Origin of the sequence: Nocardia cyriacigeorgica, assembly GCF_010858045.1 — a bacterium.
GTDB lineage: Bacteria > Actinomycetota > Actinomycetes > Mycobacteriales > Mycobacteriaceae > Nocardia > Nocardia cyriacigeorgica_E.
In genome coordinates, this window is record NZ_JAAGVC010000014.1 from 25256 (window position 1) to 44419 (window position 19164).

Consider the following 19164-nt stretch of genomic DNA (forward strand, 5'->3'; position numbering starts at 1 on the left):
GTCGGTCCACGGCGTTCGCCGTAGCTGGATCGGTCTCACACCTCGGCAATGCCCCGAGGGTTGCGCAAGATACGGGGCATCGGGACGGGCGAGGGTGGAATCAGCTCCCGCGGGATTACCGGCATCCGCGGGTAGGCCGGCTTGTATGTTTCGTCGCCGATCACGAGACTTGCCGTCTGGACAATCCAGTTGCCCTCGGCCAATGCGCGCTCCACCGCGAGGAACAGTTGGTACTCGGTCGCCGACGCCAGTTCATCGCCGAACGAACCGTGCGCGGCGTACCGGACGGGTGGCCGGGTGAGATCGAAGGTGGACAGCAGGTCCCGCAGCCGAGACACCACGTCCTTCAACCGTTGCAGGGCGATCGAGCCGATGGTGGCGGCTCGCCGCGCGGCGGTGGCCGCATCATTTTCCGAGGCACGCCAACTTCCCGCGTCTCGCTCCAAGGCGTGCTGGAGTTTCGTCAGCGACGCGATAGCCGACCCGGCCATGCCGACGGGCTCGGGAGCGGGTCGCGCGGGTGGTGGGGCCGGAGGTTCGACCGCATACTGCGGAGTGCCCAAGGTCCTTGCGAGGGAACGGAAACAGTCCGATGCTCCGGAGATGAATTCGGCGAGGGCCCGCGACGCTCCAGGCGGGGGATCGAGGTGCCATGGCTTCGCATCGGGTGGAGTCGGTGGCGGACCGGGTGATGGCGACGGCGTGGGACCCCCGGCCACTGGCCCGACTGTCATGAGAGCACCTCTCGTCGGCGATTACGAGCTCGTGCCCGCAGTATCGCATCCGAGGCGCGGCGATAGTTTCCCATCGGCGGCACCCGCTACGACCTGCGGAACCGGCTCGGCCGCACCATCAATCGGTGCGGCCGAGCATTCGGTGGCACCCCGCCCGGCTACGCGGACTGCGGTAGCGGCCGGTGTCGGGGCTTGCCGAACAGCAGCCCGTCACCGTGGGCGCGCTTGAAGTGCAGGTGTGCGTCGTGCTCCCAGGTGATGGCGATGCCGCCGTGCAGCTGGATCATTTCGGCGGCCACGGTCGAGTAGGCCTCGGAGCAGTGGCGGCGGGCTACCCAGACGTCCTCGGCGGCCGACGGGCTGTCGGTACCGACGGCGAGGGTCGCGGCGTAGGAGCTGGACTTGGCGGATTCGACCAGCACGTACATATCGGCCATGCGGTGCTTGAGGGCCTGGAAGCTGCCGATCGGGCGGCCGAACTGGACCCGCGATTTCGCGTATTCGACCGTTGTGTTCAGGCATTGTTCGGCGGCGCCGACCTGCTCGGCGGCCAGGGCGGCCCAGGCGATTTCCCGCAACCGGGTGATGATCGGTGCCGGATCGCCGGTGCCGAGCCGGCGCGCGTTCACATTCGTGAAGGTGATCTCGCCGAGCTTGCGGGTGGGGTCCATGGTGGCGGATGCGCGCCGTTCGACGCCCGAGGCCGCCGGATCGACCTCGAACAAGCCGGTTTCGGTGACCACGATCAGCGTGTCGGCCCGACCCGCATCGAGGACGTAATGTGCGGTGCCGCTGAGGCTTTCACCATCGGCGCGCACGCCGAAGCCGTCCCAGCCGTCGGCTGCGGCCCAGCACACGGCCAGTGTCCTCGTCCCCTCGGCGACCTCCGGCAGCAGCCGTTCGCATGCGTCCGAATCACCCGACAGCAGCACCGCCTGCGCACCGAGTACGGCCGATCCGAGCATCGGCACACCGGCGAGCGACCGCCCCAATTCCCCGACCACCAGCAGCGATTCGACCAGGCTCGCCCCGAACCCGCCGTACTCCTCGGGAATGGCCAGCGCCGCGACTCCGACCTGCTCACACAGTGTCCGCCACAGTGCGGCGTCGTAGCCCAGTTTGCTGTCGAGTGCCTGCCGGTCGACAGCGGGGCCACCCTTCTTGGCCACCGCTCCACGCACGGCGGCGACGAGTTCTTGCTGCTCCGGGGTGATCACGCGTTTTCTCCGTTCCGGCTGGTCGGTCGGTGCGCCCATGAGTGCGCGAATTCCGAGGGGAGCGGTCCGACCGAGACGGCACCTGGGCCCTGCTCACCTCGGGCGCACACGGGTGCGATGCGGGCGGTACTCATGCGGAGGCTCCGCCAGCGACAGTCGAGCGCAGCGCTTCGGCGATCCGCGCGCGATGGAAATCCGCCGTGCCCCACGCCGAGCGCAGCGCGGTGACCTTGGTGAGCAGCAGCGACAGGTCGTATTCGGCGGTGTAGCCGATGGCGCCGTGTACCTGCAGGCCGGTGCGTGCCGCGAGGTGGGCGGCGTTGCCGCAGGCTACCAGGGCGGCGGACACGTCACGGGCGCGGTCGGGACCGCCCGCGGTCAAGGCGGCGCGGTGCAGCAGCGGTTCGGCCAGGTCGAGCGCGATGAGCACATCGGCCAGCTTCTGCTTCACCGCCTGGAACTCGCCGATCGGACGCCCGAACTGCTTGCGCTGCTTGGCGTATTCGGTCGCCGCGTCCAGCAGGCCGCTCCCGGCGCCGAGCAGCTGCGCCGCACACGCCAGGGCCGCGGCGTCGAAGCCGGCGGCGATGGCGTCCACGACGTGCGCACCTTCGGCGATCAGTTCATCGGGTACCACGGTGAACAGCCGGCGCGCCGGATCCACCGAGCGCACCTGTTCGCCGACCGTGCCGGTGGACAGCCGGTCGCCGTCCGCGATCAGGATCAGATCGGCCACATCGGCGTCGAGGGCGATGGCTCCGCGGCCCGGGGTAGCGAAGGCGATCGTGCCGAGCGTGGTGCCGGCCGCGATACCCGGCAACCACCTTGCCGCCGCGTCAGCACCGGTTCCGGCCCCGGTGGAGCTGCCGGAAGCAGTTCCGTCCGCCCGGCCGGCATCCGCAGACCCATCCGCCGCGACGCCGGTCGAATCCGCGAGCGCTTGCAGCACGGCGGGAATCGCGGCGGCCGATTCCACCAGCGGCCCGGGCGCAGCCGAGCGCCCGAGCTCACCGAACGCCACCACCAGGTCGATCGGTTCGGCACCGATACCGTCGAACTCCTCGGCCACCGCGAGCCCGAAGACCCCGGCCCCGGCCAACTGTTCGAGCAGCGTACGCCCCGCGGCGTGCTCACCGGCTGACCACGAACGCACCGCGGCGGGTGTCTTACCGGCGTCGAGCAGCTTGCGAATACTGGCGGCGAAATCGACGTGTTCCGGACTGAGCGCGAACCTCATCGGCTGCCTCCTCTCGGTAGGCCGAGGAGCCGCTCGGCGATGATGTTGCGTTGGATCTCGTTGGTACCGGCGTAGATCGGGCCCGACAGCGAGAACAGATAGCCGTCGGTCCACGGCCCGGCCAGTTCGGCGGTGTCGCCGAGCAGGTCGAGCGCCGTTTCGTGCATGGCGATATCGAGTTCGGACCAGAACACCTTGGTGATCGAGGATTCCGCGCCGAGCTTGCCGCCCTCGTTCAAGCGGGTCACGGTGCCGAAGGTGTGCAGCCGGTAGGCCTCGCTGCCGATCCAGGCGTCCACCACCTTGTCGCGGGCGGCGGTATCCGATGCCTCGGTGCCCGCCCACAGGTCGATGAGCCGCTGTGCGGTGGCGCTGAATCGCCCCGGGCTGCGCAACGAGAGGCCGCGTTCGTTGCTGGAGGTGCTCATCGCGACCCGCCAGCCCTCGTTCGGCGCACCGATGACGTCGGCGTCGGGCACGAACACCTCGTCGAGGAAGATCTCCGCGAAACCGGGTTCCCCGTCCAACTGCGGGATCGGGCGCACCGTGACGCCCTCGGCGTCCAGCGGGAACATCACGTAGGTGAGCCCGCGATGGCGTTCGGCCTCGGGATCGCTGCGGAACAGCCCGAACGCGCGATCGGCGTAGGCCGCGCGCGAACTCCAGGTCTTCTGCCCGCTCAGCAGCCAGCCGCCCTCGGTGCGGCGCGCGGTCGAACGGATACCGGCCAGGTCGCTACCGGCTTCCGGCTCCGACCAGGCCTGCGCCCAGATATCGTCGGCGCGGGCCATGCGCGGCATGATCCGGGCCAGCTGCTCAGGGGTGCCGTGCTCGAACAGCGTGGGTGCCAGCAGGAAGATGCCGTTCTGGCTCACCCGGCCGGGCGCGCCCGCCGCGTAGTACTCCTGCTCGAACAGCACCCATTCCAGCAGCGACGCATCGCGCCCGCCGTACTCCTGCGGCCACGACACCACCGAGTAGCGCGCCTCGGCGAGGGTGTGTTCCCACTCCCGATGGGCCTCGAAACCGGCCTTGGTGTCCATCGACGGCAGCGGCTGCGCCGGCTTGTTCGCGGCCAGCCAGTCGCGCACTTCCCACTGGAAGTCGCGGGTGGCCTGATCCAGATCCAGATCCACTTATTTCGCCCCGTTCTGCGTGGCTTCGGCGTCGGCGGACGCCGTACTCGCCGTGGCTTTCATCGTTTTGGCGTTCATGCCGCCGAGGGAATCCGCGCCGACCTCGGCGTTGTGGGCGTGCGCGAAATGGTGCAGGCCGAACACCGAGTCCATGCCAGACCGCATGCCCATCAGGTCCTCGGCCTGGTTGACTGCCTTCTTGGTGAGCGCGAGACCGAACTGCGGCATGGTGGCGATCTTGTCGGCCAGCGCGAAGGTCTCGGTCTCGAGTTGTTCACGCGGCACGACCCGGTTCACCATGCCCCATTCCTTGGCCTGCGCGGCGCTGAACCGGTCGCCGGTGAACAGGAACTCCTTGGCCGCGCGCGGACCGAGCACCCACGGGTGCGCGAAGTACTCGACGCCCGGAATGCCCATCCGGACAACGGGATCGGAGAAGAAGGCATCCTCGGAGGCGACGATCAGATCGCACACCCATGCCAGCATGAGCCCGCCGGCGATGCAGGCGCCCTGCACCATCGCGATGGTCGGCTTGGGGATCTCCCGCCAGCGCCTGCACATGCCCAGATAGACCTCGGTCTCGCGGGCGAAGCGCTGATCGCCGCCGACGCGGTCCACATGGTCCCACCACAGGGCGGCCTTGTTCGGGTAGCGCACATGATGGTCGCGGCCAGGCGTGCCGATATCGTGCCCCGCGCTGAAATGCTTGCCGTTGCCGGCCAGCACGATGACACCGACCTCGGCGTCCTCCACGGCCCGCTCGAAGGCGGCATCGAGGGCGTAGGTCATCACCGAGTTCTGGGCATTGCGGTAGTCCGGCCGGTTCATGGTGATCACGGCCACCGCACCGCGGCGCTCGTAGGTCACCACATCCGGTTCGAACGGCACCGCTGGTTCTTCGGCAGGCATTTACGACTTCTCCTCACGTAGTTGACGTTTGAGCACCTTCCCGGCGGCGCTGTAGGGCAGCTGGTCGCGGAACTCGACGATGCGCGGCACCTTGAAATTGGCCAGCACGGTGGTGGCGTAGGCGATCACGTCCTCTTCGGTGAGCGTCGAGCCGGGCTTGCGCACCACATACGCCTTGCCCACCTCGCCCATCCGGGTGTCGGGCACCCCGATGACGGCCGATTCCGCGACGCCGTCCAAGCGGGCCAGCGCCTGCTCGATCTCGGCGGGATAGACGTTGAAGCCGCCGCTGATGTACATGTCCTTGAGCCGGTCGGTGATCTTGAGGTAGCCGCGCTCGTCGATGGTGCCGATATCGCCGGTGTGCAACCAGCCGTCGGCGTCGATGGCCTCGGCGGTGGCCTTGGGATCGTCGAGGTAGCCGAGCATCACATTCGGTCCGCGCAGCAGCACCTCACCGGTGGTGTCGAGGCGCAATTCGAAATCGGCGATGGGCCTGCCGCAGGTGTTGGCGACGGTTTCGGCGTCGTCGTCGGGTCGGCACATGGTGCCGAAGCCGGCCGACTCGGACAGCCCGTACGCGGTGACGACCACATCGAACGACAGTTCCGAGCGCATCCGCTCGATCAGCACCACCGGTACGGTCGCCGCGCCCGTGACGGCCACCCGCAGTGTGCTCAGGTCGTAGTCGTCGCGGTTGGGGAAGTCGAGAATGGTCTGGTAGATGGTCGGCGGACCGGTGAGGACGGTGATCTTCTCCTCGCCGACCATCCGCATCGTCTGCGGAACGTCGAACACGATCTGCGGCACGATCGTCGCGCCCGCCACCAGGCAGGCCAGGAAACCCGCCTTGTAGCCGAAGTTGTGGAAGAACGGGTTGACCAGCAGATAGCGGTCGGTGCTCGTGAGCGTCGAGCAGCCGATCCAGGCCCGCACCACCGACAGCGCCTGGCGATGCGCCACCAGGGTGCCCTTGCTGCGGCCGGTGGTGCCCGAGGTGAACAGGATGTCGGAGATGTCCTCGGGGCTCACCGATTCGGCGCGCTCGCGCGCCTGCTCGCGGGTCACCGATTCGGCGGCCTCGGGCAGCTGCGACCAGTGCAGGACCCGGGGATCCGCCGATGACGACTCGACTGTCATCGGCCCCTCCACCGGGATGACCACGATCGTCGGAATATCGAGGTCGGGCGCGGCAGCCAGCAGTTCGGTCAGGCGTTCGCGCCGCAGGAACGGCCCGGAGATGAACAATGCCTTCGGGTTCACCCGGCGAAGTACGTCGGCCGCTTCCTCGGCCACGTACCGGGTGTTGAGCGGCACCAGGGCGGCGCCGCAGTAGTGCGCGGCCAGGGCGGCGGTGACCCAGTGATGGGTATTGGGCGACCACATCGCCACCCGGTCGCCACGCTGCACGCCACGGGCGATGAGCGCCCGCGCGACGTCCTGCACCGCTTCCAGCAGCTGCGTCCAATCCAGGCGGGTCTCGCCGTCGGCCACGGCGGGTGCGGTGCCGAAGGTGCGCGCCGCGTCGTGCAGCGCCATCGGGGTGGTCTGTGCAGGGGTTGTCACGGGTTGTCCTCACCGTCGGTGCGGTCGGTAAGACCGGAGTCTTACAAAGCAAGTGCTTGGTAGGTTATCGTATCGGCGTGGGTGCGATCCAGACCTCAGAATCCGACACCGGTCCGGCCGGTGGGCGCAGTTCGGCGATTTCGCCGGGCGACCCGGCGAATCCGGCGTCCACCACGGCAAACGAGGCGGCCATGACGGCAAACGATGTGAACGGCCACGACGCCGACGCGGCCTTCCGCGCCGAGATCCGCGCCTGGCTCGCGGAGAACCTGAACGGCGAGTACAAGGATCTGCGCGGCCTCGGTGGGCCCGGCCGCGAACACGAGGCCTTCGACGAACGGCTGGCCTGGGATCGTCATCTGGCGGCCTCGGGCTGGACCTGCCTCGGCTGGCCGAAGGAGTACGGCGGCCGCGAGGCGAGCGTCCGGCAGCAGATCATCTTCCACGAGGAATACGCCAAGGCCGATGCGCCCGCTCGGGTCTCGCACGTGGGTGAAGAGCTGCTCGGGCCGACCGTGCTGGCCTTCGGCACCGAAGCACAGAAGCAGCGGTTCCTGCCCGGCATCCGCACCGTCACCGAACTGTGGTGCCAGGGCTATTCCGAACCAGGCGCGGGCTCCGACCTGGCCGCGGTCGCCACCTCGGCCCGCCTCGACGGCGACGAATGGTCGATCAACGGCCAGAAGATCTGGACCTCGCTGGCGCACGTGGCCGACTGGTGCTTCGTGGTCGCCCGCACCGAACCCGGGTCCAAACGCCACAAGGGCCTGTCCTACCTGCTGGTCCCGATGAACCAGCCGGGCATCACGGTGCGCCCGATCAACCAGCTCACCGGCACCTCGGAGTTCAACGAGGTGTTCTTCGACGATGCCCGCACCGCCGCCGATCTCGTCGTCGGCGAGCCGGGTGAGGGCTGGCGCATCGCCATGGGCACGCTCACCTTCGAACGCGGTATCTCCACCCTCGGCCAGCAGATCCGCTTCGAACGCGAACTCGCCGGCGTCGAGGAGCTGGCGCGCCGCAACGGCGCCATCGACGATCCGCTGATCGCCGACCAGATCGACCGCGCCTGGGTCGGTCTGCGCGTACTGCGCGCGCATGCCATGCGCACCATGGAGGGCGCGGGCGCCGATGACGGCGGCGGGCAGGCCTCGGTGGCGAAGCTGCTGTGGGCCAACTGGCATCGCGGCCTCGGCGAACTCGCCATGGCCGTGCGCGGACCGGCAGGCCTGGTGGCCGCCGACGACGATCTCGACGAATGGCAGCGGCTGTATCTGTTCACCCGCGCCGACACCATCTACGGAGGTTCGAACGAAGTGCAGCGCAACATCATCTCCGAGCGTGTGCTCGGTCTGCCCCGGGAGGCTCGCCCGTCATGAGTGAGAACACCGTGTCGTTGTCGGTCGCACCCGCGCTCGTCGCGGGCCACGGCCTGCTGACCGACCGCAAAGCCGTGGTGACCGCCGCCGCCGGCACCGGCATCGGCTCGGCCACCGCGCGCAGGCTGCTGTCGGAGGGCGCCGACGTCGTGGTCTCGGACTGGCACGAACGCAGGCTGGGGGAGACCCGCGCCGAACTGAGTGCCGAATTCCCCGACCGCAAGGTCGAGGCCATCGTCTGCGATGTGTGCAGCACCGAACAGGTCGACGAACTGGTGCGCGGCGCGGCCGCGGCGATGGGCCGGATCGACATCTTCGTCAACAACGCCGGCCTCGGCGGCGAGACCCCGGTGGTCGATATGACCGACGAGCAGTGGAACCGCGTGCTCGATGTGACGCTCAACGGCACCTTCCGCTGCACCCGCGCCGAACTGGCCTATTTCCGCGCAGCCGGCCACGGCGGTGTGGTGGTCAACAATGCCAGCGTGCTCGGCTGGCGCGCCCAGTACGGCCAGGCCCACTACGCGGCGGCCAAAGCCGGCGTGATGGCGTTGACCAGGTGCAGTGCGGTGGAGGCCGCCGAGCTGGGAGTGCGCATCAATGCCGTCGCGCCCAGCATCGCCAGGCACGCCTTCCTGGACAAGGTGAGTTCCACCGAACTGCTCGACCGGCTCTCCGAGCGCGAGGCCTTCGGCCGGGCCGCCGAACCATGGGAGGTCGCGGCCACCATCGCGATGCTGGCCAGTGACTACACCACCTACCTGACCGGCGAGATCGTCTCCATCAGCAGCCAGCGGGCCTGAGCGGGACGAAAAAGCCGGAGCCGTCTCAGCCCTGGTGTGCGATCCTGGATGAGGTCGGGATCGCACACCCGGAGGGGCGATGGCTATGGGCCAGGACCACCGATCTGCCCGAGAACAGCCCACGCGCGAACAACTCGAACTCGAGTTGGTGCGCGATGTCGTGCTCGCACGGCGCAGACAGGAAAGTCTGGTCCTGGCCGCGTTGACCTTCGGCGCCGAACTCCTCGACGTCGGGCGCCGCTCGGCAGCTTCCCGCGCCGGGCGCATTCTCGAGTCCTATGCCGTGGACGAGAACGACATCGCCCGCGATCCCCGCGCCGCGCTGCGCGCCGATATGGCGCGCGAACGGGCCAGGGCCCGCCGGATCGGGCTCGGCACCGGCCAGAACGGCAGCGAAGAGCAGCGGCGCCGGACCCATCAAATCGAACTGCTCTACGAGGTGCGCGCCGATCTGCTCGATGTGGTGCGCAGTTCCCGCAAATACCGTTTCGACCGCGACACCTTCTCCGACCAGATCGCGCAGGGCCTGTGCGCGGTGACCGACAAGCTCATCGGCAGCGCCGATATGGACACCTATCACGCCTGGCAGCGCGGGATGGTGCTGAAGCTGATCGAGGAACCCACCCGCTACGGCCCGCCACGGGTACTCGCCACCGTCGACGCAGGCCCGGGTCGCAAACCCCTCACCGTCGAATGGGACAGCTGCGAACGCCGTTTGGCTCTGGTGATGCGGATGATGCGGGCCGGCATCTCGCCCGTGGTGATCTGCGAGCGCCTGCTCGCCGACCTGTCGAGATCGTCGCCGCTGCGGTATTCGGAGCGGTGAAAACTGTTTGCCCGGATCCGCTCTCGCGTGTAATTCCACATGAATGCGCATCGGGGTCGTGGGTTTGCTGCGGGGACTGTATATGGCGGAGTGGGCCGCACGGACGGGGTTCGAGGTGGCCGCCGTCTGTGATCGCGATCCGGAACGTCTGGCCGCCGCGCACGCGACGTTCCCGGCGGCCGAGGCGAGTGGAGACTGGATCGAATTACTCGACGCCGGCATCGACGGTGTCATCCTGGCCAATGATTTCGATGCCCACGCGGAGCTGGCCATCGCGTTCCTCGACCGCGGAATCCACGTGCTGTCGGAGACGGCGGCCTGTACATCCGAGGACGAGGGGCGCCGACTCATCGCGGCGGCCGAGCGTTCGACGGCGACGTACTCGTTCGCCGAGAACTACGCATTCCATCCGCACACCCGGCTGCTCCGCGAGGCGGTAAAATCCGGCGAGCTCGGCGCTATCACTGTGGTAGAGGCGGACTACCTGCACAGCCTCTCGCCGCGTGAGACCGCCGCACTCATCGGCGACCCGGCCCATTGGCGCGGACGTATCGCGCCCACCGCGTATTGCACGCACACCGTCTCCCCACTGCTGAACCTCACCGGCGCCTGGCCGGTAGAGGTCAGCGCCTTCCCCGTCGGGCCGGGTGATCGTCCGGCCGCCGTCGTCCTGACCATCCGCCTCTCCGATGGCACCCTCGCTCTGGCCCGCCACGGTTTCCTCGCCGGCGAACCCGACAGCCACTGGAGCTGGATCTCGGTACGGGGCGCCCACGGCCTCGCAGAATCGCTGCGCACCTCGGGCGACAGCGCCTGGTCGGTGCGAGTGCGCTCAGAAGGCTGGGCTCGGCCCGACGGCCGCGCTCATGAGGAAATCCGCCGCCCGCGCCCCTACCAGGTCGACAACGAGCCAGTCGACCCGATGGCCGAAGGCACCGTCGCCCTGCTCGAGGGTTTCCACGCCGCCGTCGAACACGGCGCGGCACCGCTGATTCCGGTACGACCGGCGGTCGCGGCGTCGCTGGTCGGAGTGGCGGGCGCGGAGTCGCTGGCGCGCGGGTCGCAGCCAGTTCTGGTCCCGGACGTATCCGTGTAACGGCCGTCGGCGCGGTCGTTGCAGACCTTGATGATCGCTCGTGAAGGTGTGCTCGCGCCGGAGTTCTTCTCGATCGAGGCGTGGCTGGGGCGGCCCGGCAATACCTGGGAGTACTACCAGGTCCTCGGCCGTCGCGGTAGCACGTATCGGCTGGATCAAGATGTATCCGAATGGGTGCGGTTCAATCTGACCGCCTATCACCAGCAAGCTCAAACCGTGCACGCGAGGTTGGAGCGATCCGGCCGAGTGTGGGACATTTTGGCCGACTTCGCCGATGAGCGGCGCCTCGACCAGCGCCTCGTCACCGCCCTCCATGACGTTGCCATGTCCGGCCGCGTCCGCCGTACTCGCTACGAGCACAGTGAAGCCCTGAGCCTGCAACAAGCCCAACGCGACTTGCGAGATCTGGTTCGCGCCCACATCCTGGAGCCGGTAGGCCGTACCCGAGCTCGCTTCTACCGCGCCGGCCCTGAATTTCCCGATGCGGCACTGGAAGTCGCGCACACACCGGTCACGCTGCTCGACCCGTACCAGTTGTAGGTAGCGCAACTCGGCTCCCGCGTTCAACTCGGTCGCGGCAAGACCACCACGACGTCGGCTCTATCCATCACAGCGATTCAGCTACCAACACTCCGAGGGGCTGGCAGGTTTCGGATCATGCTCAGCGGAACCCTGGTCGATGAACGTTCACTTTCTTACGTTGGCGAAGTAGATCATTCGCGTATTCGTAGGACGGGACAACGATGGCATCGAAACCTCTGCATCTCGGGGTCGCGCTGGACGGGGCCGGGTGGCATCCGGCGGCGTGGCGGGAGCCGAACTCGCGGCCGGCGGAATTGTTCGATGCCGGGTACTGGGTGGATCTGGCCGGTGTGGCGGAGCGGGCGCGGCTCGATTTCCTCACCATCGAGGACAGTTTCACGGTGCCGGGTGAACGGCACGAGTTCGGTGATCGAGTGGATCGGGTGCGCGGCCGGCTGGACGCACATCTGATCGCGGCGCGGCTGGCTCCCGCGACCAGCAATATCGGATTGATCCCGACCGTCACCACCACGCACACCGAGCCGTTCCATGTGTCGAAAGCGCTCGCTACCTTGGATTACACCTCGCAGGGCCGGGCGGGATGGCAGGTGAAGGTGTCCGGCTCGGCCACCGAGGCGGGCCATTTCGGCAGGCGCGAGATTCGAGCACTCACCTCCGAGGAGTTGGCGCGCGCGAGGACCGGGGCCGCCCTGCCGGATTCGGTCGTGGAGTTGTTCGACGAGGCGAGCGATGCGGTGGAGGTCGTGCGCAGGCTGTGGGACAGCTGGGAGGACGACGCCGAGATCCGTGACGTCCCCAACCGGCGGTTCATCGACCGGGCCAAGCTGCACTACATCGACTTCGAGGGCCGGTTCTTCTCGGTGCGTGGACCGTCCATCACGCCGCGCCCGCCGCAGGGCCAGCCGGTGGTGACGGCGCTGGCGCATCATCCGGTGGTCTACGAGTTCGCCGCGCGAGCCGCTGATCTGGTGTTCGTCACCCCTGATCTCGAGGCGGGCCCTTCATCTGTCCTCACCCAAATCGCGGATGCCGCTGCCGGACGAACCGGTGAACGGTTGAGGGTGTTCGCGGATCTGGTCGTCTTCCTCGATTCGGAGACCGAGACCGGCGCGGCGCGTTTGGCTCGGCTGGACGAGTGGGATGGTAGCGAATTCAGCTCCGACGCAGCCGTCTTCACCGGCAGCGCCGAGCAGCTGGCGCAGCTGTTGACGCGCTGGAGCGAGCAGGGCGTCGACGGATTCCGGCTACGCCCGGGTGTGGCCGTCGACGACCTGAACGCCATCGCCGACCAGGTGGTCCCGGCTCTGCGCGACCACGGCCTGGCCCGCACCGAGTATCCGGGCGGCTCACTGCGTGCCCTGCTCGGATTGTCCACAACCGTCCCCAACCGCTACGCCGTCGCCTGAACGAGGTCACCATGAGCACCCAACGCAAGCAGGTCATCCTCGGCGCCTACCTCGGTGGCGTCAACCATCACACCTCCTGGTGGGATCCGCAGGCCGGCAGCCAGATCGAATTCAGCTCGTTCGAGCACACCGCCCGCACCGCCGAACGCGGCAGGTTCGATTTCTTCTTCCTCGCCGAAGGGCTCGCGCTGCGTGAACGGGCGGGCAAGATCTTCGACCAGGACATCATCGGCAGGCCCGACACCTTCACCGTCCTCGCCTCGCTCGCCGCCGTCACCGAACATCTCGGTCTGGCGGGCACCATCAACACCACCTTCAACGAGCCCTACGAGCTGGCACGGCAGTTCGCGAGCCTCGATCATCTGTCCGGCGGGCGCGCCGCGTGGAATGTGGTCACCTCGTTCGACGCGTTCACCGGCCAGAACTTCCGCCGCGGTGGGTATCTGGACCGTTCGCAGCGGTACGCGCGGGCGGAGGAGACGGTCGCAGCGGTGCGCGCGCTGTGGGATTCGTGGGCGGCCGGGGATATCGTCGCCGACCGGGAATCCGGGCGCTACCTGGCCCGATCGGATGCGGGCGCGTTCGCCGTGCACAGCAGTCAGTTCGACATCGCCGGCCGGTTCACCGTGCCGCGCAGCCCGCAGGGCCGTCCGGTGACGTTGCAGGCCGGTGTCTCACCGCAGGGCCGTGACTTCGCCGCCGCCAATGCCGACGCCATCTTCTCCCCCTACGGCCAACTCCCCGAGGCCGCCGATTTCTACCGCGACATCAAGGCCCGCGCGGTCGCGGCCGGACGCTCGGCCGACGACATCAAGATCCTGCCCTCGGCGAGTTTCGTACTTGGTGACACCGAGGCCGAGGCCATCGAGAAGTACCACACCATCCGTGACGAGCAGGTCACCGGCCAGACCGCGCTGATTCTGCTGGAGCAGATCTGGAACCGCGATCTGTCGGCCTACGATCCGGACGGCCCGGTGCCCGATATCGAACCGGATCCACAAGCGCCGCCGATCATCCAGGGCAAGGCGTTCGTGTATCAGGATCGGTTCGCCACGGCAGCCAAGCTGCGGGCGGTCGCCGAGGAGAAGAAGCTGAGTTTGCGTGAGGTCGTGATCGATCAATTCGAACGCGGACCACTGGTCGGCACCCCGGACCAGATCGCCCAGCAGATCGACGATTTCGTGCAGAACGATGGCTCCGACGGTTTCATCCTCGGCTCCCACCTGGTGCCCACCGGTCTCGACGAATTCGTGGACCGGGTGGTGCCGCTGTTGCAGGAGCGTGGTGCGCTGCGCGCCGAATACACCGGAACCACCCTGCGCGACAATCTCGGCCTGCCGAATCTCTACGAGTCCGGCAAGGTCGCCGCGCGCGGCTGAACCCGCCGGGCAACGGCTGGCCGAGGCTGCACAGAACTGGTTGCGCACCAAGATATTCGGTGGCTGGGGCACCGCGGCAGCGGAACGATCGCGGATTGCGCCGACGGCCGTTGGATCAGACAAACGGCCGTCGGCACAAGTGGGTTCAGCGATCCAGGCGCTCGATGATCGTGACGTTGGCCGTGCCGCCGCCCTCGCAGATGGTGAGCAGGCCGTAGCGGCCGTTGATTCGCTCCAGCTCGTTGAGCAGGGTGGCGAAGAGTTTGGCGCCGGTGGCGCCGAGGGGGTGGCCGAGGGCGATGGCGCCGCCGTTGACGTTGACCTTCTCCGGGTCGGCGCCGGTCTCCTTCAGCCAGGCGAGCACGACGGGGGCGAAGGCCTCGTTGATCTCGATGACGTCGATATCGTCGATGGTCAGGCCGGTCTTCTCCAGTGCCCACTTGGTGGCCGGGATCGGCGCACTGAGCATGAAGATCGGGTCGGCGCCGCGGGCGCTGACGTGGTGGACGCGGGCGCGGGGGGTCAGGCCGTACTCCTGGACGGCCCAATCCGAGGCCAGCAGGGTGGCGCTGGCGCCGTCGGAGATCTGTGAGGCCACCGCGGCGGTGAGCGGGCTGCCCTCGGCGAGCGCGGGCAGCGAGGCCATCTTCTCCAGGCTGGTCTCGCGCGGGCCCTGATCGATCCAGAAATCGCCGACCGGAACGATCTCGCGATCGAAACGGCCCTCCTTGATGGCGTGGCGGGCGCGTTCATGGCTGCGCAGCGCCCAGCGCTCCATGTCCTCGCGGCTGATGCCCCACTTCTCGGCGATCAGCTGAGCGCCGTGGAACTGCGAGACCTCACCGGTGCCGTAACGGTGATCCCAGCCCTGGGCACCGACGAACGGCGAGTCGTAGCCGTACTCCTTGCCCGCGAGCATGGCCGCCGAAATCGGAATGGCGCTCATGTTCTGCACACCGCCGGCGACGATCACCTCGGCGGTGCCGCTCATGATGGCCTGCGCGCCGAAGTTGATGGCCTGCTGGCTGGATCCGCACTGCCGGTCGACGGTGACGCCGGGAACTTCCTCCGGGTAGCCGGCCACGAGCCACGCGGTGCGGCCGATATTGCCTGCCTGCGGGCCGATGTTGTCGACACAGCCGACGATGACGTCATCCACCACACCGGGATCGATGGGGTTGCGGTCGAGCAGACCACGCAGGGCCGCGGCACCGAGATCAGCCGGATGCACGCCGGCCAGGGCGCCGCCGCGCTTGCCGACCGGGGTGCGCACCGCGTCGATCACGTACGCCTCGCGCAGCGGGGTGTAGGGGCGGCGCGAGCCGGAGGGTTCGGACATGTTCAGACTCCTACGTGGTGTGCCCGGGCACGGTCAGCCCGTCGAGCACGATGGTCAGATATTGCTTGGCGAGGTTGTCTACGGTGATCGGCCCGCCAGGGGTGTACCAGCGCACCGCCACCCAGACGGTGTCGCGCAGGAACCGGTAGGCCAGTTCGATATCGAGTTCGGCCCGGAAGCTGCCGTCGCGCACGCCCTGGGTGAGCACCTGCTGCCACAGCGCGCGGAATTCCTTGTTGTATTCGTCGATGTAGGTGAAGCGTTCGACGCCGCGCAGGCGTTTGGCCTCGGCCTGGTAGATGGCGACGGCGGCGTGGTAGCGGTCGAACGACTCGTAGGAGGCCAGCACCAGCGCCTCGAGAGTGTCGCGCGAGCTCAAACCGGCGGCGGCGATGTCGCGGTAGCGGCCGAAGAGGTCGTCGAGGAAGCCTCGCAGGATTTCGTCGACCATCGATTCCTTGGAATCGAAGTGGTGATACAGGCTGCCCGATAGGATTCCGGCCGCATCGGCGATATCGCGGACGGTGGTGGCGCGCAGACCCCGCTCGGCGAACAGGTCGGCCGCCAATCCGAGCAGTTCGTTGCGCCGGGCTGATTTGGACGGGTCGGGTGCGGTCACCCGGCCATAATACAACCAAGCATTTGCTTGGGGAAGGGTGGCCGGCCGCCTGAACGATCAGCGGGCTCGTAGCGCCGCCGCGATCCATGCGCACAGCCCCCCGCGGCGCCGCCGCACGGAGCGGCATGGACCAAGAAATGAAGTCGGGCGGCCTCCCGCGAGGGGAGACCGCCCGACCGTCGACCGAGCTGACTCGGTTACGTCGACGCGCCGGGGGTCGCCCGGGCGTCCTGGGTGAGCGCGGCGATCGTGTCTATCCGCGCGACCGCATCGCGCACGATGCGGTCGATGAGTTCCTGGCAGGTGGGCAGGTCGTCGATGATGCCGGTGACCTGGCCCGCGGCGAGCACGCCCGCCTCGGTATTACCTTCTACCAGACCGGCTTTGAGCAGCATCGGGGTGTTAGCCGCCATGATCACCTGGGACCAGGTGAGGTCCTTGGCCTTGCGCATGGCCAGGCCGTCGCGGATCATCGTCGACCACTTCATGCCGGTCATCGACTTGAACTTCGCGGCATTGGCGACCGCGGCGGTCAGACCGCGCCAGTTGCCCGAATGCTCCAGGCGCTGCACCAGTTCGGTGTTGAGCACGCGGTGCGGCATGCCGTCGACCTTGAGCGAGACGACGGTGTCCTGCAGGTGCCGGTTCAGGTATTCCTGCTTCACCGCGTCGGGGACCTGGCTTTCCTGGGTCAGCAGGAAGCGGGTGCCCATCGCGATGCCCGCGGCACCGTAGGCGAGGGCGGCGGCCAGGCCACGGCCGTCGAAGAAGCCGCCTGCGGCGACCACCGGGATATCGACGGCATCGAGCACCGAGGGCAGCAGCAGCGTGGTGGCGACCGGACCGGTGTGCCCACCGCCCTCGCCGCCCTGCACGATCACCGCGTCGGCGCCCCACGAGGCCACCTTCACGGCGTGCTTGGCCGCGCCGATGGACGGAATCACGACGACCCCGGCATCTTTCAGTTTCGCGATCAGATCCTGCTTGGGCGCCAGCGCGAACGACGCCACCGCCACCTTCTCCCGGATCAGCAGGTCGATGCGCTCACCGGCGTCGGAGGCGTCGGCGCGGATGTTCACGCCGAACGGTTTCGCGGTGTGCGATTTGGTCTTCGCGATCGCGGCCTCGAGCTCGTCGTAGGTCATGGTGGCCGAGGCCAGGATGCCGAGCCCGCCGGCCTCGGCGGTGGCCGCGACCAGCCGCGGCCCGGCCACCCAGCCCATGCCGGTCTGCACGATCGGATGCTCGATGCCGACGAGTTCGGTCAGCGGAGTCCGCAGCCGTGGACTCATGACGAGACCTCCTTCTCGCGAATGCCCTTCGGGTCGAGCACGGTGCGAATGATCCGCAGCTCTTCCTCGGTGGGCAGCCGCGTTTCGCCCGCCTCGCCCAGCTCGGCGATCTCGAACGAGGTATTCTCGGCGACCTCATCGGCGGTGACACCCGGATGCAGCGACAGCGCCCGCATGGTGCGGCCGGGCCCGCCGAAATCGAAGACGCCGAGATTGCTCACCACCCGATGCAGATGGTGGAACCGGAAGGCGGGATTATCCGGATCGATCTTGTCGTAGCCGATACCGGAGACGATGTCGACGGTCTCGCAGAACACCCGCCTGTTGTGCCGCGGCACGAAGTAGCTGGTGGCGTGATTGATGGTGTTGCCGGGCGCGCCGCGCACACCGAACATCTGCCGAGTCGGCTGTTGCAGCGGGCCGAACGCGGACAGGTTCTGATTGCCGTACCGGTCCAGCTGATTGGCCCCCATCACCACGTGCCTGCGCCCTGAGGCGACCACATCGAAGACCCGGGAGAACGGAATCCAGCCCTCGATGGGCGCCTTGCCGCCGATCGCAGGCACCTCGGCGAACAGCAGCGCCTCACCGTCGGACAGCAGCAGATCCGGCTCGAAGGTCAGCCGCGCCAGCCGGGCACCGATAGTGGTGATGGTGGACATCGGGCTGGCCATGCTCTCGCCCGCGCCACGGAAGATCTCGGCCGCGGCGACGACGCAGACCTCGGCCCGCGTAATCGGCTCGCCCGTCGCCCGACCACCGCCCCCCACGGTATCGCTCTGCGATGCAGTGATGTTCTCGGTCATTTCTGCTCCTCGGCGAAAGCACGGACAGCGGCCTGGTATTCGTCCTCGGACACATCCAGGTAGCGCGCCTTGAACTCGGCCCACGATTCGGGCGTCTTGGCGGCCTCCACATAGTGGCGCTGGAACTTCTCGTCGCGGCCGTAGCTGCCGGAGAAGGTGAAGTGCGCGCCACCGGGGGCCTCCACCACGCCGTCGACCATCATCCGGTTGAGGATGATCGACTGCTGCGGAACGGCTTTCACCAGCTCCTCGGTGTCGACCAGTCGGTCCACCGTCAGGTAGCGGCGCTCGGCCGACAGACAGTACAGATCGTCGAAGTACGGGTCGACGCCGGTGTAGGCGGCATTGCCGTGCTTATCGCCCAGATCAAGGTGCACGAACGCGGCGTCCAGGTTCAGCGCGGGCATCGCGATCAGCGTCTCGGTCTTGCCGTCGGTGGGGTAGGGCGACTGCACCGTCTTGAGCTCGCCCTCCCAGAAGTCGAGCACGGCCGAACCCAGACCGGCGCGGATCGGCAGGAAGGGCAGGCGGGCGGCGGCGGCCTGTAGACCGCACTTGACCATGCCCTCGTCCATCTCCCGCACGGTGATCGCGCCCTCGGTGCGCGCCTTGGCGAACCAGGGGTCGTAGAACGGTGCCGAATCCAGCGAGACGAACCCGTAGTAGGCCTTGCGCACCTTGCCCGCCGAGCACAGCAGGCCCAGATCGGGGCCGCCGTAGGTGACCACGGTCAGATCGGTGATATCGGACCGCAGCAGCGCCCGGACCAGGGCCATCGGCTTACGCCGTGACCCCCAGCCACCGAGGCCGATGGTCATTCCGCTGCGCAGTTCGCCGACGACCTCGTCGAGCGTCATGTGCTTGTCGCGCATGGGTT

The 19164-nt window shown here is 68.1% G+C and carries 18 protein-coding genes; 7 read left to right on the forward strand and 11 right to left on the reverse strand.

What is annotated here, in order from left to right; genetic code table 11:
- Positions 1 to 35 precede the first annotated feature (35 nt).
- The 6 genes from GV790_RS15000 to GV790_RS15025 form a co-directional block, all read right to left on the reverse strand.
- On the reverse strand, positions 36 to 491 hold the full coding sequence (locus GV790_RS15000) for a hypothetical protein (protein ID WP_163813976.1): 456 nt from the start codon (positions 489 to 491) through the stop codon (positions 36 to 38).
- 401 nt (positions 492 to 892) lie between these two features.
- Positions 893 to 1951 carry an acyl-CoA dehydrogenase family protein gene (locus GV790_RS15005; RefSeq protein WP_163813977.1) on the reverse strand — a complete coding sequence of 353 codons (1059 nt, stop codon included), beginning with the start codon at positions 1949 to 1951 and terminating at the stop codon, positions 893 to 895.
- A 130-nt stretch (positions 1952 to 2081) separates the two neighbouring features.
- Positions 2082 to 3188 (reverse strand): acyl-CoA dehydrogenase, encoded by a 1107-nt coding sequence (locus GV790_RS15010; RefSeq protein ID WP_163813978.1) that lies wholly within the window; start codon positions 3186 to 3188, stop codon positions 2082 to 2084.
- A complete protein-coding gene (locus GV790_RS15015; RefSeq protein ID WP_163813979.1) occupies positions 3185 to 4324 on the reverse strand; it encodes an acyl-CoA dehydrogenase family protein in 1140 nt (379 codons plus the stop codon). Before GV790_RS15015 ends, GV790_RS15010 begins: the two co-directional genes overlap by 4 nt.
- Positions 4325 to 5233 carry an enoyl-CoA hydratase gene (locus GV790_RS15020; protein WP_163813980.1) on the reverse strand — a complete coding sequence of 303 codons (909 nt, stop codon included), beginning with the start codon at positions 5231 to 5233 and terminating at the stop codon, positions 4325 to 4327.
- Positions 5234 to 6799: a FadD3 family acyl-CoA ligase gene (locus GV790_RS15025; protein ID WP_280213560.1), complete on the reverse strand. Its 1566-nt coding sequence runs from the start codon at positions 6797 to 6799 to the stop codon at positions 5234 to 5236. It abuts the gene before it with no gap.
- 191 nt (positions 6800 to 6990) lie between these two features.
- Here GV790_RS15025 and GV790_RS15030 point away from each other — a divergent pair, with 191 nt between their 5' ends.
- The 7 genes from GV790_RS15030 (at position 6991) to GV790_RS15060 (ending at position 14231) form a co-directional block, all read left to right on the forward strand.
- Positions 6991 to 8178, forward strand: a complete 1188-nt coding sequence (locus GV790_RS15030) for an acyl-CoA dehydrogenase family protein (protein ID WP_163814040.1) — start codon at positions 6991 to 6993, stop codon at positions 8176 to 8178.
- Positions 8175 to 8981 carry an SDR family oxidoreductase gene (locus GV790_RS15035; protein ID WP_163813981.1) on the forward strand — a complete coding sequence of 269 codons (807 nt, stop codon included), beginning with the start codon at positions 8175 to 8177 and terminating at the stop codon, positions 8979 to 8981. Before GV790_RS15030 ends, GV790_RS15035 begins: the two co-directional genes overlap by 4 nt.
- A 79-nt stretch (positions 8982 to 9060) precedes the next feature.
- A complete protein-coding gene (locus tag GV790_RS15040) occupies positions 9061 to 9807 on the forward strand; it encodes a hypothetical protein (protein WP_256673304.1) in 747 nt (248 codons plus the stop codon).
- A 43-nt stretch (positions 9808 to 9850) separates the two neighbouring features.
- Positions 9851 to 10903, forward strand: a complete 1053-nt coding sequence (locus GV790_RS15045) for a Gfo/Idh/MocA family protein (RefSeq protein ID WP_163813982.1) — start codon at positions 9851 to 9853, stop codon at positions 10901 to 10903.
- 30 nt (positions 10904 to 10933) lie between these two features.
- Positions 10934 to 11443, forward strand: coding sequence for a hypothetical protein (locus GV790_RS15050; protein WP_218586419.1), 510 nt, complete (start codon positions 10934 to 10936; stop codon positions 11441 to 11443).
- Between the two features lie 203 nt (positions 11444 to 11646).
- Complete coding sequence (locus GV790_RS15055; RefSeq protein WP_163813983.1) at positions 11647 to 12852, forward strand: LLM class flavin-dependent oxidoreductase; 1206 nt, start codon at positions 11647 to 11649, stop codon at positions 12850 to 12852.
- 11 nt (positions 12853 to 12863) lie between these two features.
- Positions 12864 to 14231, forward strand: coding sequence for an NtaA/DmoA family FMN-dependent monooxygenase (locus tag GV790_RS15060; protein ID WP_163813984.1), 1368 nt, complete (start codon positions 12864 to 12866; stop codon positions 14229 to 14231).
- 145 nt (positions 14232 to 14376) lie between these two features.
- On the opposite strand, the gene GV790_RS15065 is transcribed toward GV790_RS15060, so the two are convergent.
- From GV790_RS15065 to GV790_RS15085, 5 genes are all read right to left on the reverse strand, one after another.
- Positions 14377 to 15531, reverse strand: a complete 1155-nt coding sequence (locus GV790_RS15065) for an acetyl-CoA C-acetyltransferase (RefSeq protein WP_163814042.1) — start codon at positions 15529 to 15531, stop codon at positions 14377 to 14379.
- A 49-nt stretch (positions 15532 to 15580) separates the two neighbouring features.
- Positions 15581 to 16189, reverse strand: a complete 609-nt coding sequence (locus GV790_RS15070) for a TetR/AcrR family transcriptional regulator (RefSeq protein ID WP_163813985.1) — start codon at positions 16187 to 16189, stop codon at positions 15581 to 15583.
- A gap of 197 nt (positions 16190 to 16386) precedes the next feature.
- The gene (locus GV790_RS15075) at positions 16387 to 17481 is read right to left on the reverse strand and encodes an NAD(P)H-dependent flavin oxidoreductase (RefSeq protein WP_163813986.1); all 1095 of its coding nucleotides are present in this window, start codon (positions 17479 to 17481) and stop codon (positions 16387 to 16389) included.
- Entirely contained in the window at positions 17478 to 18287 is an 810-nt protein-coding gene (locus tag GV790_RS15080; RefSeq protein WP_178127946.1) for a CoA-transferase subunit beta, read from the reverse strand. Before GV790_RS15080 ends, GV790_RS15075 begins: the two co-directional genes overlap by 4 nt.
- Complete coding sequence (locus GV790_RS15085) at positions 18284 to 19159, reverse strand: CoA transferase subunit A (RefSeq protein ID WP_163813987.1); 876 nt, start codon at positions 19157 to 19159, stop codon at positions 18284 to 18286. Before GV790_RS15085 ends, GV790_RS15080 begins: the two co-directional genes overlap by 4 nt.
- Positions 19160 to 19164 lie beyond the last annotated feature (5 nt).

Coding starts and splice junctions, on each gene's coding strand:
- GV790_RS15000 (WP_163813976.1), bottom strand. CDS start 491: ATGGCCGGGTCGGCTATCGCGTCGCTGACGAAACTCCAGCACGCCTTG.
- GV790_RS15010 (WP_163813978.1), bottom strand. CDS start 3,188: ATGAGGTTCGCGCTCAGTCCGGAACACGTCGATTTCGCCGCCAGTATT.
- GV790_RS15020 (WP_163813980.1), bottom strand. CDS start 5,233: ATGCCTGCCGAAGAACCAGCGGTGCCGTTCGAACCGGATGTGGTGACC.
- GV790_RS15030 (WP_163814040.1), top strand. CDS start 6,991: ATGACGGCAAACGATGTGAACGGCCACGACGCCGACGCGGCCTTCCGC.
- GV790_RS15035 (WP_163813981.1), top strand. CDS start 8,175: ATGAGTGAGAACACCGTGTCGTTGTCGGTCGCACCCGCGCTCGTCGCG.
- GV790_RS15040 (WP_256673304.1), top strand. CDS start 9,061: ATGGCTATGGGCCAGGACCACCGATCTGCCCGAGAACAGCCCACGCGC.
- GV790_RS15045 (WP_163813982.1), top strand. CDS start 9,851: ATGCGCATCGGGGTCGTGGGTTTGCTGCGGGGACTGTATATGGCGGAG.
- GV790_RS15050 (WP_218586419.1), top strand. CDS start 10,934: ATGATCGCTCGTGAAGGTGTGCTCGCGCCGGAGTTCTTCTCGATCGAG.
- GV790_RS15055 (WP_163813983.1), top strand. CDS start 11,647: ATGGCATCGAAACCTCTGCATCTCGGGGTCGCGCTGGACGGGGCCGGG.
- GV790_RS15060 (WP_163813984.1), top strand. CDS start 12,864: ATGAGCACCCAACGCAAGCAGGTCATCCTCGGCGCCTACCTCGGTGGC.
- GV790_RS15075 (WP_163813986.1), bottom strand. CDS start 17,481: ATGAGTCCACGGCTGCGGACTCCGCTGACCGAACTCGTCGGCATCGAG.
- GV790_RS15080 (WP_178127946.1), bottom strand. CDS start 18,287: ATGACCGAGAACATCACTGCATCGCAGAGCGATACCGTGGGGGGCGGT.
- GV790_RS15085 (WP_163813987.1), bottom strand. CDS start 19,159: ATGCGCGACAAGCACATGACGCTCGACGAGGTCGTCGGCGAACTGCGC.